The sequence below is a fragment of the Streptomyces sp. NPDC043996 genome (assembly GCF_056435225.1).
Genome location: NZ_JBWKEY010000012.1, coordinates 309,288 through 324,402 on the forward strand (window position 1 = coordinate 309,288; position 15,115 = coordinate 324,402).

Below are 15,115 nucleotides of genomic sequence, written 5' to 3' on the forward strand. Positions count from 1 at the left end.
AGGGGGGTCAGTGGGGGCTGTAGAACGGGCGGAGCCGTTGGCGCATCCAGTCGGCCACCGGGTCCTGGGCCACGTCCAGGAGGACCAGGTTCACGGGCCAGGGGACGGGGGTGTCGGCCAGGGCCTGGCCCAGGGCGCGCATGGGCAGGTCTCGGGCGTCGCCCTCCCAGGAGGAGAGTTCGACGCCGACGAACAGGGTCGGCGCCTCGTCCTCGACCACGGCGAGGCAGCGCCGGGCGCTGAGGACCACGCCCACCGCCGCGAACTCCCGCGAGGCCGCGGAGAGGAAGTCCACCGGGTCGTCCTGCCAGTCCGGTTCATAGAGCCGCACCCGGCCCCCGCTCACAGGCCCGTCCAGCTCCGTGCGCCCCACCTGGCACAGCGCGGCCACCGCGGCGGGCGGCAGCGGCGCGCCGACCGTGCCCTCCGGGTTCAGGGCGATCCCGAGCTCCGGCTGGAGCCCGCGGGCGAACTCCACCGCGGGCGCCACCGTGCAGCTCATCGTCCCCCCGGTGACCTGCTGGAACTGCTGCTCGGAGGTGAAGACGGGCACATAGGCCTGGCCGTCGAGCTCCAGCGTCGGCAGGTCGAGCGTGCCGCTGTCGGGCCCGCCCCCGTTCGGCAGCGGGATCCAGATGTGGGCGCGGCCGAGCGCCTCGACGATCCGGGCCCCGACCGCGTCCGACGGCGGGGCGCCGAGCGAGGCGGCGAGCACCTCTTCGAGTTCGTTGGCGGGCCAGCCGCCGTAAGGGTGGGCGTGTGCCTGCGCCGGAACGTCCCCCGGAAAGTCCATCTGTGTCGACCCCATGCTCTGCGTGCTGTCCTGCGGCCCGACCCTAACGCCGCCGGGCTCAGACCCCGCCCCGGCCCCCGAACCCGATCTCCCGCAGCGCCCCCGCAGCCTCCCGGTCGAGCAGGACCGCGGAGCCGCAGCCGCGCGGCAGGTCCCCGCGCTCGGCGGCGCGCACCAGGCGGCCCACCGTCCTGCGGTGCCGCGCGAAGGCGTACCGGGACACGCCGCGGCCGCGCTCGCGCTGGCCCGCGAGCGCCATGGGGGCCGGTACGTCGAGGAGCAGCAGGTGCAGGGTGGCGCCACGGCGGGCCGCGGCGCGGGCCAGCCAGCGGCGCACCCACGGCTGGGTGCCGCAGTCGTGCACGACGACGCCGGTGCCCGCGCGCAGGGCCCGGCGCAGGCCCGCGTAGTGGGCGAGGCGGACCAGGGGGCGGTAGAGCGCGTACGGCAGGCGCCGGGGCATGCGGGCGGCCCAGCGGTCGCGGGTGTCCTGGGAGTCCACGCGCGGCCCCGCCACCGCGCTCGCGATCAACGTGGACTTGCCGCTGCCGGGAAGACCGGAGACGACGACCACGTCGGCGGCGGCGAACACCAGGCGGCGCGGGCCGCACCCGGAGCGCTCCCTGAGGTCGCGGACGACGGGCCGCGGGTAGTACCCGAGGCTGGCGCGGGCCGTGGTGCCCGGCTGCGCGGGCAGCGCGACGCCCTCTCCCGGCTGCCCCGGCAGCGCACCGCCCTCGCCGGGCAGCGCGACACCCGTGGTCGTCACGCAAGCACTGCTCCTGCGCACCGTGATCGGCCTCCCCATGCTGGTCACGTCACTCATCCCCAGTACTTCTCCGTCGAGTGTAAAGAGGAGGTAATACCCTGCGCGGGCGTTACCAGGTTGCTGCTGTTGCGAAGCGGGGGCGCGTGCAATGATGTGCGCGCCAACTCCATACCGGCCGCTTGAATCCGCGCGGGAGAGTCCCTGGTGACGCTGCGGCGTCGCGGGGCGCCGAAGGAGCAAGTCCCTCCCTTGAATCTCTCAGGCCCCGTACCGCGCGGGCGAGGCACATCTGAAAAGCGGGCCCTGCCTCCGGTCGACGAGGCGGCTCCACCCAAGGTGCAAGTCATGCCCCGTTATACGCGTGGGGCGTGGTGAACCTCTCAGGTTTATGACAGATGGGGAGGAACGACCTCGCCCGTCATGCCTTGGAGCCAGTACTGATGAGTCAGACCGCGAACGCCCCACGTCAGACCGCCCTCGACGCCCTGCACCGCTCGCTGGGCGCCACCATGACCGACTTCGCGGGCTGGGACATGCCCCTGCGGTACGGCAGCGAGCGCGACGAGCACAACGCCGTGCGCACCAAGGCCGGTCTCTTCGACCTCTCCCACATGGGCGAGATCACCGTCACCGGCGATGAGGCCGGTGACCTGCTGAACTTCGCGCTCGTCGGCAACATCGGCTCGGTGGCCGTGGGCCGCGCCCGGTACACCATGATCTGTCAGGCGGACGGCGGCATCCTGGACGACCTGATCGTCTACCGCCTGGCCGACACCGAGTACATGGTCGTGGCCAACGCCTCCAACGCCCAGACCGTCCTCGACGCCCTCACCGAGCGGTCCTCCGGCTTCGCCGCCACGGTCCGCGACGACCGCGACGCCTACGCCCTGATCGCCGTCCAGGGCCCCGAGTCCCCCGGAATCCTGAAGTCAGTCACGGACGCCGACCTGGAAGGACTGAAGTACTACGCGGGCCTGCCCGGCACCGTCGCGAAGGTCCCCGCCCTGATCGCCCGCACCGGCTACACCGGCGAGGACGGCTTCGAGCTGTTCGTGGCGCCCGAGCACGCCGAGCGGCTGTGGCGGGCGCTGACCGAGGCCGGCGCCCCGGTCGGGCTCACCCCGTGCGGCCTGTCCTGCCGCGACACGCTGCGCCTGGAGGCGGGCATGCCGCTGTACGGCAACGAGCTGTCGACCTCGCTCACGCCGTTCGACGCGGGCCTGGGCCGGGTGGTGAAGTTCGACAAGACCTCGCACGGGAAGGACTTCGTGGGCCACGACGCCCTGGCCAGCGCGGCCGAGCGGGCCGAGACCGCGCCCCCGCGCAAGCTCGTCGGCCTGGTCGCCGAGGGCCGCCGGGTGCCGCGCGCGGGCATGGCCGTGGTGGCGGACGGCGAGGTCATCGGCGAGGTCACCTCCGGCGCCCCGTCGCCGACCCTGGGCAAGCCGATCGCCATGGCCTATGTGGACCCCTCGCACGCGGCTCCCGGCACCGCCGGGGTCGGCGTGGACATCCGCGGCACCCACGAGCCGTACGAGGTCGTGGCGCTGCCGTTCTACAAGCGCCAGAAGTGACCCGGCGGTGACACGGCGGTGACACGGCGTACGGAGCGCGCACCGCGCTCGTACGCCCCTCGCACCCGCTTCACCACAAACAGTCGCGTTCCGTCTCATTACGTCGCACTGCGTCTCATTCCGTAAGACTGCTCGTCCCCACGTGCATCAGCACTCGCCCGCGTACAGGAGAATTCACGCCATGAGCAACCCCCAGCAGCTGCGTTACAGCAAGGAGCACGAGTGGCTGTCGGCCGCCGAGGACGGCGTGGCGACGGTCGGCATCACCGAGCACGCGGCCAACGCGCTCGGTGACGTCGTCTTCGCCCAGCTCCCCGAGGTCGGCGACACGGTGACCGCGGGCGAGTCCTGTGGCGAACTGGAGTCGACCAAGTCGGTCAGCGACCTCTACGCCCCGGTGAACGGCGAGGTCGTCGCCGCCAACCAGGACGTCGTGAACGACCCGTCGCTGGTCAACTCCGCCCCGTTCGAGGGCGGTTGGCTGTTCAAGGTGCGCATCACGGACGAGCCGGACGAGCTGCTCTCCGCCGATGAGTACACCGCCTTCACCGCCGGCTGACCCATACCGATAGGGATCGTGTGATGTCGCTTCTCAACACCCCCCTCCACGAGCTCGACCCCGACGTCGCCGCCGCCGTCGACGCCGAGCTGGACCGCCAGCAGTCCACCCTCGAGATGATCGCCTCGGAGAACTTCGCTCCGGTGGCCGTCATGGAGGCCCAGGGCACCGTCCTCACCAACAAGTACGCCGAGGGCTACCCGGGCCGCCGCTACTACGGCGGCTGCGAGCACGTGGACGTGACCGAGCAGATCGCGATCGACCGGGTCAAGGACCTGTTCGGCGCCGAGTACGCCAACGTCCAGCCGCACTCCGGCGCCTCCGCCAACCAGGCCGCCCTCTTCGCGATCGCCCAGCCCGGCGACACGATCCTCGGCCTGGACCTGGCGCACGGCGGCCACCTCACCCACGGCATGCGCCTGAACTTCTCCGGCAAGCAGTTCAACGTGGTCGCGTACCACGTGGACGAGGCCGGGCTCGTCGACATGGCCGAGGTCGAGCGCCTGGCCAAGGAGAACAGCCCCAAGGTGATCATCGCGGGCTGGTCCGCCTACCCGCGCCAGCTGGACTTCGCCGAGTTCCGCCGGATCGCCGACGAGGTCGGCGCGAAGCTGTGGGTCGACATGGCGCACTTCGCCGGTCTCGTCGCCGCGGGCCTGCACCCGAACCCGGTGCCGTTCGCGGACGTGGTCACCTCCACCACGCACAAGACGCTCGGCGGCCCGCGCGGCGGCATCATCCTGGCCCGGAACAAGGACTTCGCGAAGAAGCTGAACTCCGCGGTCTTCCCCGGCTTCCAGGGCGGCCCCCTGGAGCACGTGATCGCGGCCAAGGCGGTCTCCTTCAAGGTGGCGGCCTCGGACGAGTTCAAGGAGCGCCAGGAGCGCACCCTGGAGGGCGCCCGGATCCTCGCCGAGCGCCTGGTCCAGGACGACGTCAAGGAGCACGGCGTCGCCGTCCTGTCCGGCGGTACGGACGTGCACCTGGTCCTGGTGGACCTGCGCCACTCCGAGCTCGACGGCCAGCAGGCCGAGGACCGCCTCCACGAGGTCGGCATCACGGTCAACCGCAACGCGATCCCGAACGACCCGCGCCCGCCGATGGTCACCTCGGGCCTGCGCATCGGCACGCCCGCCCTCGCCACCCGCGGCTTCGCGGCCGAGGACTTCCGCGAGGTGTCGGACATCATCGCCGAGGCCCTGAAGCCGGGCTACGACGCCGAGGCCCTCAAGGCCCGGGTGTCCGCTCTGGCCGCGAAGCACCCCCTGTACGCCGGCCTGAAGTAGTTTCGTACGCTTTTATTGGTACGGACTTCCGGGGCACCGCGCACACTGGACATGAGGACGGTGTGCGCGGTGCCCCGCACCACGTGCCCCACCACCCGACACCGCCTTCCGCACGACCCGGCAGACAACGGCGTCTACCACCCACCATTGGAGTTCTCTCGTGGCCATCTCGGTCTTCGACCTGTTCTCGATCGGCATCGGCCCGTCCAGCTCCCACACGGTCGGCCCGATGCGTGCGGCGCGCATGTTCGCCCGGCGCCTGAAGAACGAGGGCCTGCTGGCCCACACCCACGCCATACGGGCCGAGCTGTACGGCTCGCTCGGCGCCACCGGCCACGGGCACGGCACCCCGAAGGCCGTCCTGCTCGGCCTGGAGGGCGAGTCGCCCCGGACCGTGGACGTGGAGGGCGCCGACGACCGCGTCGAGGAGATCAAGGCGTCAAGCCGCCTGAACGTCCTCGGCGTGCACGAGATCGGCTTCGACTTCGACGAGGACCTGGTCCTGCACCGCCGCAAGGCCCTGCCGTACCACGCCAACGGCATGACGATCTTCGCGTACGACGCTGAGGGCGCCCTCGTCCTGGAGAAGACCTACTACTCGGTAGGCGGCGGCTTCGTCGTCGACGAGGACGCGGTGGAGGGCCAGAGCCCGATCGTCCCCGACGACACGGTCCTGAAGTATCCCTTCCGCACCGGCGACGAGCTGCTTCGCCTCTCCGCCGAGACCGGCCTGTCCATCTCCGCGATGATGCTGGAGAACGAGAAGGCCTGGCGCTCCGAGGCCGAGATCCGCGAGGGCCTCCTCGAGATCTGGCGCGTCATGCAGGCCTGCGTCTCGCGCGGCATGTCCCGCGAGGGCATCCTGCCCGGCGGCCTGAAGGTCCGCCGCCGCGCCGCGCACTCCGCGCGCCAGCTGCGCGCCGAGGGCGACCCGCAGGCCCGCGCCATGGAGTGGATCACGCTCTACGCGATGGCGGTGAACGAGGAGAACGCGGCGGGCGGCCGCGTCGTGACCGCCCCCACGAACGGCGCCGCCGGGATCATCCCCGCGGTCCTGCACTACTACATGAACTTCGTCCCCGGCGCCGACGACGAGGGCGTCGTGCGCTTCCTGCTCGCCGCCGGGGCCATCGGCATGCTCTTCAAGGAGAACGCCTCCATCTCCGGCGCCGAGGTCGGCTGCCAGGGCGAGGTCGGCTCGGCCTGCTCCATGGCGGCGGGCGCCCTCGCCGAGGTCCTCGGCGGCTCCCCCGAGCAGGTGGAGAACGCCGCCGAGATCGGCATGGAGCACAACCTGGGCCTGACCTGCGACCCGGTCGGCGGCCTCGTGCAGATCCCGTGCATCGAGCGCAACGGCATGGCCGCGGTGAAGGCCGTGACCGCCGCGCGCATGGCCATGCGGGGCGACGGCTCCCACAAGGTGTCCCTCGACAAGGTCATCAAGACCATGAAGGAGACCGGCGCGGACATGAGCGTGAAGTACAAGGAGACTGCGCGGGGTGGCCTCGCGGTGAACATCATCGAGTGCTGAGCGTTTCGTGTGGATCTGCGGGCCGTCCGTGGCTGGGCGCGCCCACGCGGCGGAGCCGCCAATCGACACAGCCCCGCGCCCCTTCGGGGCGCTCCCCTCGCCGCTGGCTTCGGGGCGCTGTTCAGTTGTGGGCGATCAGTGACTCCACCAAACCTGAGCGCGTGTTCGGATAGTCCATCGGGACTATTCCGAGCCCGCGCCAGGGGCGGCCCTCCGCGCTGTCGATCAGGGTGTGCACCCGGGGGTTCAGGTCGTCGGAGTTCCAGCGCGGCGGCAGCGCGGCCGCGGTGGAGACGAAGTTGACGTACTGCTTGCCCGGCTGGCTTGCCGCCTTCCTGAAGTGGGCCTCGATCTTGGGGTACTTGGCGCCGGGGGCGGCGTTCCAGTCGTCCTGGATGTCGAAGACGCCGCCGTCGCCCCAGCGGATGCCGCCCGGGAGTCCGCCGTTGTCGGCGATGAGTACGACGCGCCCGCGCACGTCCCCGAGGCGCGGCCAGACGTCCCCGATGTGGAAGAGCGAGCGCCAGCCGCGCCGGTCGAGGTAGTCGTCGAAGACCGCCCGGAAGGCGGTGTCGCTCTCCTGCGAGTACTCCTGCTTGACCCGCATGAGCACGGTTTCCGACGGGCGCCCGCGCAGGAAGTCGCGGCACGCGGTGAGCACGTCGTCGAAGTTCAGGTTCTGGTAGAAGGCCCCGTGGTGGATCGTGAACGATCCCTCGAAGGCGCGGCAGCGGATGTCCAGGAACCGTATGCCGGAGGCGAGTTGCTGGGGCAGCGTGGTGTTCTGGCACTCCACCCACCACCCGCCGAAGCGGGCCCCGGAGTCGTGCGTGCCCGGAATCGTCAGGCGCGGCAAGGGCGTCGCGGCGTCGATGCCCGCCATCCAGTTCTGTACGTCGAGGGCGCGGGCGGTGGCCCGGGGGACGGTGGACACCAGTGCGGCTGCCGTGGTGGCGGTGAGGAAGGCGCGACGGCTGAGGGCCATATGGGTTCCCGTGGGTGTGGGGGGCGTGGGAAGGGCCCTCAGTATGGGTGGGAACACCTGACGGTGGGAACGGTCACTGCACAGTCAGCAGTTCACCGTTCACCGATGCGGGGAACCCCCCACTGCCGCCCCCCGCGCCCACTCCTCCCCCACCCCTTGGAGACCCGCGCATGCTCCGTGGCATCGACGTCAGCTCGCACCAGTCGTCCTTCTCCACCGAAGGCCTCTCGTTCGTCGTCATCAAGGCGACGGAGGGCCGTTCGTACATCAACCCGCGTCTGAGCGCCCAGACCAAGCTCGCCCGTGACGGCGGCTGCGTCGTCGGCTTCTACCACTTCCTGTGGCCGGGGAACATCACGGCCCAGGCCGAGTACTTCGTGAGCAAGGCCCCGGAGAAGGCCGGGGACTTCCTGGCCGTGGACTGGGAGTGGACGGGCGACCACACCGCGGCGACGAACGCGGAGAAGGACCGGTTCATCAGGGAGGTCAAACGACTGCGCCCGAACCACCGGACGATCCTGTACTGCAACCGCGACTTCTGGCTGAACCGGGACACGACGTCCTACGCGGGCGACGGCCTCTGGATCGCCGACTACGTGGCGGCGGGCAAGCCCCGCATCCGCGCCGACTGGCGCATCCACCAGCACACGTCCACACCGCTGGACAAGAACGTGGCGGACTTCCCCGACGAGGACGCGATGCGGGACTGGGCCACGCCCTAACGCCCGGCCGGGGCCGGGGCCGGGGTGAGGGTGATCCTGACCGCCGCGTGCTTCTCGATCGCCGACCGGCTGTAGAGCAGCGGGAAGTACGTGCCCGCGCCCCACTTCCCGGCGAGGTCGCGGTAGTGCGGGCTGCGCTGGTCCCCGGACTGGCCGGGCGCGTTGATGGCGCGCGAGTCGTCCCAGGAGCCGACGTCGAGGGCCATCTTGAAGGTCGGCCCCACGAGCTGGAACCGGGGGAAGACACTCGGCAGGTACGTGGACACGCGGACGGTGTGGGACGTGCCGCCCATCGGGATGGGGCCGACGTTCGGGCCGCCGAGCGGGTGCTGGAAGAGCTGCACGTGCGCCGCGCCCCAGCTCCACTTGCCGGGGTCCGCGCCCAGGTGCCCGCTGACCTCGTCGTACGCCGTGGGCAGGGTGTCGAGGATCAGCTTGTCGCGCGCCTGGGCGCCGCCCCGGCCGAACCAGTCATCCGGCTCGGCGAAGGAGTCGGTCACGACGCGGAAGTCATGGATGAGCCTGGACTGGGTCAGCTGGTCCGCGGCCGCCTTGGGCAGCATCGCCCGGGCCCACGCCGGGTAGAGCGCGTTGGTGATCCAGGTCTCGAACAGGACGGCCGCCGCGGAGTCCTCGCTCGCGACGCCGTCGTAGCCGCGCAGCAGGTCCAGGGCCTTCCGCGTCGTCGGGTCCGGGGACTGAAGGCCCTTGAGGTACGGCAGGATCTCGGTGGCCGCCCGTGACGTCACGTCGTTCTGGAGGTCCGTGGTGTCCTTGACGGAGTGCTCCCGCCGCCCGGAGAGGACCTCGTCGATCCGGTCCTTGCGGTAGCGCTCCGCCCACTCGTAGCCGAGGGGCTCAGCGCCTTCGGGGAAGTTGTACTCGTTGGCGGAGGAGAGGAACCCGGCCTTCGGGTTGCGTTCCCTGGGAAAGCCGCCGCTGTCCTTGAAGCCGGTCCACTCGTAGCGCCCGTCGCCGGGGACCGGCAGCAGCCCGTCATAGCCCTTGCCCTGGCGCTGGGGCGCGAGCGCCCCTGGCACCCAGCCGATGTCGCCCTTCTTGTCCGCGTACAGGAGGTTGGAGCCGGGCGCCTTCCAGGTGCGCGCGGCCTTGGCGAACGTCTCGAAGCGGTCCGCCGTCTGGAAGCCGAGGCTGCCCAGGTAGGCCGAGGTGCCCGGCTGCGTCCAGACCGTGCGCACCGCGTACGCCTTGTTCTTCTCCTTGTCGACCTTGACGACCGGGCCGTGCCGCGTGAAGGACAGCGAAGACGTCCGCGTGCCCCCTCCGGCCACCGGGATGTCCTCCTCGACGTTCTCCATCGCCGCCCAGCCGCCGCGGTAGCGGTACTTGGTGGGGTCCCCCGGCTTGAGGTCGTACACGTAGAGGTCCGACTGGTCCACGGCCAGGTTGGTCAGCGCGAACGCGGCCTTGCCGTTGTGGCCCATGCTGACGCCGGGGTTCCAGGGCTCGCCCGCGCCGATGATGTCGAGGCCGGGGGCCGAGAGATGGGTGAGGTACCGGTTCGACGGGATCGCGTAGCTCGCCCGGTGCGGGTCGCCCGCGAGGACGGGCCTGCCGGTCGAGGTGCGTTCCGGCGCGAGGGCCCACGCGTTGCTTCCGGTCGCCGCCTCCCGCAGCGCCGAGAGCTCCTTGGGCTCGGTCCTCATCCTGCCGTCGCGGAAGGAGACCGGCGCCGTGGCGAGCTGGTAGGTGGCAAGGACGTCGCCCGGGAGCGAGCACGGGTCGAGTCCGTCCGGAACCCGGGTCTCGTGCCTCGGTTCGAGCTTGGAGAGGTACCTGCCCGCGTCCGGCCCGCCGAGGCACAGCAGCTTCGCCCGGGTCACCTCCTTGGTGACGTTGCTGACCAGGCCATGGGTGCGGATCCGCACCAGGTCCTCGGGCTTCCAGCGCGCGGGCTTGTAGCCCAGCTCGCGGAACTCCTCGGGCACCGCGTCCGGGTTCTTCCCCAGCCAGTCGACGTACGCGTTCACACCGGCCGCGAAGCGCGTCGCGATCTCCTTGGCCCGCGGGCCGTAGCTCGCCCACTCCTTGTCCATGTCACCGCGGTAGAGGAAGAGGCGCGCGGCCCGGTCGCGCTCCACATAGCTCTCGCCGAGCACCTCGCTGAGCTCGCCGAGTCCGCCGCGGCGCCAGGTGTCCATCTGGAAGAGCCGGTCCCGCGCGGCGTTGAAGCCCTGCGCCTGGAACAGATCGCCCGTGCTGGACGCGGAGATGTGCGGCACGCCCCAGGTGTCGACCGTCATGGACACCGGTTTCTCCAGGCCCGGTACCGCGTAGGTGCGCTCCGGGCTCTCGGCCGTGGCCGGCAGCGGCACCACTAGGGGCGCCGAGACGGCGACCACGGCTCCCAGTATCTTGACGCGCGTTCTCATCTCAGCCTGCACCTTCCGTGGGGCGAGGAGCGGAGGCGGAACGCGCCAGCGGGGCGGCACGTCGCGCCGCCGGGAAGCTACCCCGCGGCAGGTGGCGGGCGCCTCCCCTAACTCACCCCTAGCGGACGGGTGCGGCGGGGCCAGCCGTTACCCTGGCCCCGTCAATACAGCACGTAGAAGAGGGGCGGACCCGGTGGCGGACATCGAGGAAGCACGCAAGCAGTTCGACCGGTTCGACGCGGACGGCGACGGCTACATCACGGCGGCCGAGTACAAGACCGCCATGGCGCAGATGGGGGACTGGAACGTCACCGAGTCGGTGGCCGAGGCCATCATCAAGACCAAGGACGCGAACGGGGACAAGCTGCTCTCCTTCGAGGAGTTCTGGGCCAGCCTGAACAAGGCCTGAGCCCCGCACGTCGTCCGCCTCCGCTCAGCGGAAGATGCCGGTGTGCCCCAGTGAGTAGCGGCCTGGCTGTGGGTACACGGCCAGGCCGTGCGGGCCGCCGCCCACGGGGACGCGGGCGACCTGGACGCCGGTGCGGGTGTCGATCGCGTAGACCTCGGAGTCGTACCGGCCGGAGAGCCACAGCGTGTTGCCGTCCGCTGAGACGCCGCCCATGTCGGGGCTCCCGCCGTCGGGCAGGCGCCACTTCTTCGTGAGCTTGTCCCGGGTGAAGTCGAACACCGACACCGTGCCCTCGCCCCGGTTCGACACGTACATCTCGCGGGAGTCGCGGCTGACGTACAGGCCGTGGCAGCCCTTGCCCGTCGGCAGCAGCTTGGGCTTGCCGAAGGTGTCGCCGTCGAGGACCCACATGCCGTCGGCCATCATGTCGGCGACGTAGAACCTCTTGCCGTCGGGGGACATCTTCACGTCCTGCGGCATGGCGCCCTTGAAGGGCAGTTTCTGCTGGCCGACGACCTCCATCCGCTCGGTGTCGACCTTGAGCAACTCGCCGGAGAACTCGCAGGACACGATGAAGTAGCGCCCGTCGAGGGAGAAGTCGGCGTGGTTGACGCCGTAGCAGCTGACCGGCTCGGTCTTGACGCGCTTCATGGTGTGCGGGTCGCGGAAGACGAGCTCCCGGTCGAGCGAGGCCATCACGACCGCGTACTTGCCGTTGGGCGTGAAGTAGAGGTTGTACGGGTCGTGGACCTCGACCGGCTTGCCCGCCTTGCCCGTCTTGGGGTTGATGGGCGTGAGGGTGTGGCCGCGGTTGTTGTTCACCCAGAGCGTCTTCATGTCCCAGGAGGGCACGACGTGCTGGGGCTGGACGCCGACGGGGATCGTGTCGATCACCTTGTACGTCGTGGGGTCGATGACGGAGACGGTGTTGGAGTTGGTGTTGGGGACGTAGACCCGGGACGGGAAGTCCTTGACCACCGGGGAGAGCTTGTTGGGGCGGTCGGCGGCGTAGACGTCCTTGGGGTCGAGGACGGGCGGCATCCCGGGCAGGCCGTAGATCTTCTTCGGCCCCGCGGGCTTGGCGGGCGCCTTGGTCGTGAGCGCCTTGTCCTGGCGGTCGGCGCGTTCGGTGCCGCAGCCCGCGAGGGCGGCCATGACGGCGGTGGCGGCGGTGGCGGCGAGCAGGGCCGCGGCGCGCGTGGTCGGTTTCGGGTTCGGCATCAGGTGAGCAGCTCCGTGGTCGTGACGGCGCGCAGGCCGCGGCGGTGCAGTTCTTCCAGGACGGCGGGGAGCGCGGCGACGGTGTCCGCGTACCCGAAGTGCAGGCTCACCAGCGAGCCCGCACGCACCTCCGCGGCGACCTTGCGGGTGATGGCCGGGGCGCCGGGTGAGGTGAAGTCGAGGGAGTCGACGTCGTACGAGAGGACGTGGGGGTAGCCCGCGCGGCGGGCGACGCGGGCCACGAGCGGGGTGGCGCGCACGGCCCGCGAGGGGCGGAACCAGCTGCCGATGCCGCCGGTGAGGCGGCGCAGGCGGTCCGCGCAGCCGGTGATCTCGGCGCGGGCCTCGGCCGCGGTGAGCGCGTTGATGGCGCGGTGGTTCAGGGTGTGGTTGCCGAGGTCGTGGCCGCCGTCGAGGACGCGGCGGGCGAGGCGGGGGTGCTCGTCGAGCCAGGTGCCGACGGCGAGGACGGTGACGCGGGCGCCCGCCCGCTCCGCCTCGGCGAGCAGCGCGCGGGCGGTGGCGGGGTCGCCCTGGCCGTGGAAGGTGAGCGCGACCTCGCGGCGGCCGCGCGGGCTGTGCGCGATCTGGACGGGCAGGCCGGGGAAGGCGCGGGGGCCCGGGGCCGGTGCCCGGTGCGGCTCTCGCGCGGGGCGCGGGGCGCGGTCCCCCGCCGTGGCGCAGCCCGCGAGGGGGATGAGGGCGAGGCCCGTGCCGATGCGCAGCGCGCCGCGCCGGTCGGTCGAAGTCACGCGACCCATTTATAGGGCGGCGGCGCCCGAAAGCCGCTGATTGACATGGGGCGCGGTCCAGACCAAGGGGCTTGGTGCGGGCTCGGGATAGCCCCTCACAGGTGCCGTTTAACCATCGTTTACAAGGCGAGTGCTCTATCTCACCAAGGATTCACCTTTAAACTGTCACTGTATGACCGTGAATGCCCGATTGGGGACTTTTGGATCGGAGGCCCCCGTCTGCCATAGTCGGGGAAGCGACCCTCTTTGACCCGAGCTACGTCGCCTTACGGGCCGCGGACCCCACCCACACCGGTCCCGGCCCCGCTCGAAGGCCCCCGCCAGCGCCGCTACCCACGGCCCCGGGGGCTTTCGCGTTCCCGGAGGCGTTCAGGAAGGCGAGGGGCGCGAGCGCTAGCGGTCGGTGATCCGCATCTCGAACCACGTCGTCTTGCCGCGCGGCAGCAGGTCCACGCCCCAGCGGTCGGCCAGCTTGTCCACCAGGAACAGGCCGCGCCCGCTGATGTCGAGCTCCTGGACCGGCATCAGGCAGGGCAGCCCGCGCGAGGGGTCGCGGACCTCGACCCGGATCCAGCCGCGCCGCCGCATCGTGCGCAGGCCGAAAACGCGGGCACCGGTGTGCCGCACCGCGTTGCCGACGAGTTCGGAGACGAGGAGCACGACGTCCTCGGTGAACTTGGGCGAAAGGCCCCAGTGGCGAAGGACGACGACCTGGGCGAGGCGGCGGGCGATGGCCGCGGACTCGGGGCGGGAGGGCAGCGGGACCTCGGCGTCGATCGGGTTTCCGAACAACTCCAGCGCCTTCAGGCCGTGTTCGTCCTCCACCGCCGGAGACCAGCGCGCCGCGGTGGCGCCCGAGCGCCGCCGCGACTGTTCGAAACCCTCCTGCCCCGCCATGTCCCCCATCATGGCCGCCCCAGGACCCCATTGGGGCCGTTCCGACGGAATAAGCCCCCCGGAAGCTCCCGTTCCAGGGGGCTGGCACGTCATATGCCATGGGCAGTTAGACCGCCGAAGCAACCCGGCTGACCTGCGGTGACTTCTCGCTCATGGATGATCACCGAGCGCCTCACAGGCGTCAGGCTTAAGGCTCTCTTAAGCCTGCGATAAACCGCTCCTTCGGGGGAAACTTTGGCTGACGCGTCCTCAACTGGCCTGAAGTCAGAGGAACTTCGCCTTGCCGGGACCGTCCTCCACGAAGCTGCGCATGCCGCGCTCGCGGTCCTCCGTGGCGAACAGACCGGCGAACCAGGTGCGTTCCACGGCGAGGCCGGTGTCGATGTCCGCCTCCAGGCCCTGGTCGACCGACTCCTTCGCGGCGCGCAGCGCGAGCGCCGGTCCCTTGGCGAGCCGCGCGGCCCACGCGTGCGCCTCCGCGTACACGTCCGCGGCGGGCACAACGCGGTCCACCAGGCCGATGGCGAGCGCCTCGTCGGCCCTGACCTGGCGGCCGGTGAAGATGAGGTCCTTCGCCTTGGACGGGCCGACCAGGCGCGGCAGGCGCTGGGTGCCGCCCGCGCCCGGGATCAGGCCGAGCAGGATCTCCGGCTGGCCGAGCTTGGCGTTGTCGGCGGCGATGCGGAAGTCCGCGCACAGGGCGAGCTCGCAGCCGCCGCCGAGGGCATAGCCGGTGACGGCGGCGACGACGGGCTTGGGGATGCGGGCGATCGCGGTGAAGGCGTCCTGCAGGGCCCGGGAGCGCCGGATCATGGCCGGGTGGTCCATGTTCTGCATTTCCTTGATGTCCGCGCCCGCCGCGAACACCTTCTCGCCGCCGTAGAGGATGACGGCGCGGACGTCCTCGCGGTCGGTCGCCTCGGCCGCGAGGTCCTTCAGGCGGTCCTGGAGCGCGATGTCCAGGGCGTTCATCGGGGGCCGGTCGAGGCGGACCGTGGCGACGCCCTCGGCGACTTCGAGATGCACAGTTGTCATGCGGGGCACGTTAGCGGTGCCCCGCACGGACCGGAACGAAGGGCTGGGTCCTTCCGGCGGCAGGGCCCCAGGCCTCGCTGCCGGCAGCAGGGCCCTAGGAGTTGTCGTCAAAGTGTCACGCCCACATCAGGAGTGATGCGAGGGTGACGGCTGCTGTGTAGGACTGGGCGGTCTTGTCGTACCTGGTGG

14 protein-coding genes and 2 riboswitches are annotated in these 15,115 nt (G+C 71.1%); of the genes, 6 read left to right on the forward strand and 8 right to left on the reverse strand.

The genetic code is table 11. The annotated features are described in order from the left end of the window. Window positions 1-7: 7 nt before the first annotated feature. On the reverse strand, window positions 8-793 hold the full coding sequence (locus tag AC07A4_RS29645) for an enhanced serine sensitivity protein SseB (protein ID WP_478604356.1): 786 nt from the start codon (window positions 791-793) through the stop codon (window positions 8-10). 58 nt (window positions 794-851) lie between these two features. Beyond that, a complete protein-coding gene (locus AC07A4_RS29650) occupies window positions 852-1,601 on the reverse strand; it encodes an AAA family ATPase (protein WP_478604359.1) in 750 nt (249 codons plus the stop codon). Between the two features lie 141 nt (window positions 1,602-1,742). Continuing rightward, window positions 1,743-1,845: riboswitch (glycine riboswitch) on the forward strand. Continuing rightward, window positions 1,846-1,967, forward strand: a riboswitch (glycine riboswitch). Between the two features lie 35 nt (window positions 1,968-2,002). Between AC07A4_RS29650 and gcvT the strand changes: the two genes are divergently transcribed. The 4 genes from gcvT to AC07A4_RS29670 all read left to right on the forward strand — a co-directional run bounded on the left by gcvT (window position 2,003) and on the right by AC07A4_RS29670 (window position 6,512). Next, the gene (gene gcvT / locus AC07A4_RS29655) at window positions 2,003-3,136 is read left to right on the forward strand and encodes a glycine cleavage system aminomethyltransferase GcvT (protein WP_478604278.1); all 1,134 of its coding nucleotides are present in this window, start codon (window positions 2,003-2,005) and stop codon (window positions 3,134-3,136) included. Window positions 3,137-3,317: 181 nt separating this feature from the next. Further along, entirely contained in the window at window positions 3,318-3,695 is a 378-nt protein-coding gene (gene gcvH, locus AC07A4_RS29660; RefSeq protein WP_478604281.1) for a glycine cleavage system protein GcvH, read from the forward strand. Window positions 3,696-3,718: 23 nt separating this feature from the next. Further along, complete coding sequence (gene glyA / locus AC07A4_RS29665) at window positions 3,719-4,981, forward strand: serine hydroxymethyltransferase (protein ID WP_478604284.1); 1,263 nt, start codon at window positions 3,719-3,721, stop codon at window positions 4,979-4,981. Between the two features lie 160 nt (window positions 4,982-5,141). Further along, window positions 5,142-6,512: an L-serine ammonia-lyase gene (locus tag AC07A4_RS29670; RefSeq protein ID WP_478604286.1), complete on the forward strand. Its 1,371-nt coding sequence runs from the start codon at window positions 5,142-5,144 to the stop codon at window positions 6,510-6,512. Between the two features lie 121 nt (window positions 6,513-6,633). Here AC07A4_RS29670 and AC07A4_RS29675 read toward each other — a convergent pair whose 3' ends face one another. Beyond that, on the reverse strand, window positions 6,634-7,497 hold the full coding sequence (locus AC07A4_RS29675) for a phosphatidylinositol-specific phospholipase C (RefSeq protein ID WP_478604289.1): 864 nt from the start codon (window positions 7,495-7,497) through the stop codon (window positions 6,634-6,636). Window positions 7,498-7,667: 170 nt separating this feature from the next. Here AC07A4_RS29675 and AC07A4_RS29680 point away from each other — a divergent pair, with 170 nt between their 5' ends. Further along, window positions 7,668-8,219: a glycoside hydrolase family 25 protein gene (locus tag AC07A4_RS29680; protein WP_478604292.1), complete on the forward strand. Its 552-nt coding sequence runs from the start codon at window positions 7,668-7,670 to the stop codon at window positions 8,217-8,219. Here AC07A4_RS29680 and AC07A4_RS29685 read toward each other — a convergent pair. Beyond that, window positions 8,216-10,612, reverse strand: a complete 2,397-nt coding sequence (locus AC07A4_RS29685) for a penicillin acylase family protein (protein WP_478604295.1) — start codon at window positions 10,610-10,612, stop codon at window positions 8,216-8,218. The genes AC07A4_RS29680 and AC07A4_RS29685 overlap by 4 nt on opposite strands. Before the next feature lie 193 nt (window positions 10,613-10,805). Between AC07A4_RS29685 and AC07A4_RS29690 the strand changes: the two genes are divergently transcribed. After that, complete coding sequence (locus AC07A4_RS29690; protein ID WP_478604298.1) at window positions 10,806-11,021, forward strand: EF-hand domain-containing protein; 216 nt, start codon at window positions 10,806-10,808, stop codon at window positions 11,019-11,021. Window positions 11,022-11,045: 24 nt separating this feature from the next. Here the strand turns inward: AC07A4_RS29690 and AC07A4_RS29695 are convergent, their stop codons facing one another. From AC07A4_RS29695 to AC07A4_RS29710, 4 genes are all read right to left on the reverse strand, one after another. Next, window positions 11,046-12,242 carry a YncE family protein gene (locus AC07A4_RS29695; protein WP_478604301.1) on the reverse strand — a complete coding sequence of 399 codons (1,197 nt, stop codon included), beginning with the start codon at window positions 12,240-12,242 and terminating at the stop codon, window positions 11,046-11,048. After that, window positions 12,242-13,003 carry a polysaccharide deacetylase family protein gene (locus AC07A4_RS29700; RefSeq protein ID WP_478604304.1) on the reverse strand — a complete coding sequence of 254 codons (762 nt, stop codon included), beginning with the start codon at window positions 13,001-13,003 and terminating at the stop codon, window positions 12,242-12,244. The genes AC07A4_RS29695 and AC07A4_RS29700 overlap by 1 nt, the downstream gene beginning before the upstream one ends. 384 nt (window positions 13,004-13,387) lie before the next feature. Beyond that, window positions 13,388-13,891 (reverse strand): ATP-binding protein, encoded by a 504-nt coding sequence (locus AC07A4_RS29705; RefSeq protein ID WP_478604307.1) that lies wholly within the window; start codon window positions 13,889-13,891, stop codon window positions 13,388-13,390. 264 nt (window positions 13,892-14,155) lie between these two features. Beyond that, window positions 14,156-14,926 carry an enoyl-CoA hydratase/isomerase family protein gene (locus tag AC07A4_RS29710; protein WP_478604310.1) on the reverse strand — a complete coding sequence of 257 codons (771 nt, stop codon included), beginning with the start codon at window positions 14,924-14,926 and terminating at the stop codon, window positions 14,156-14,158. Between the last annotated feature and the right edge of the window lie 189 nt (window positions 14,927-15,115).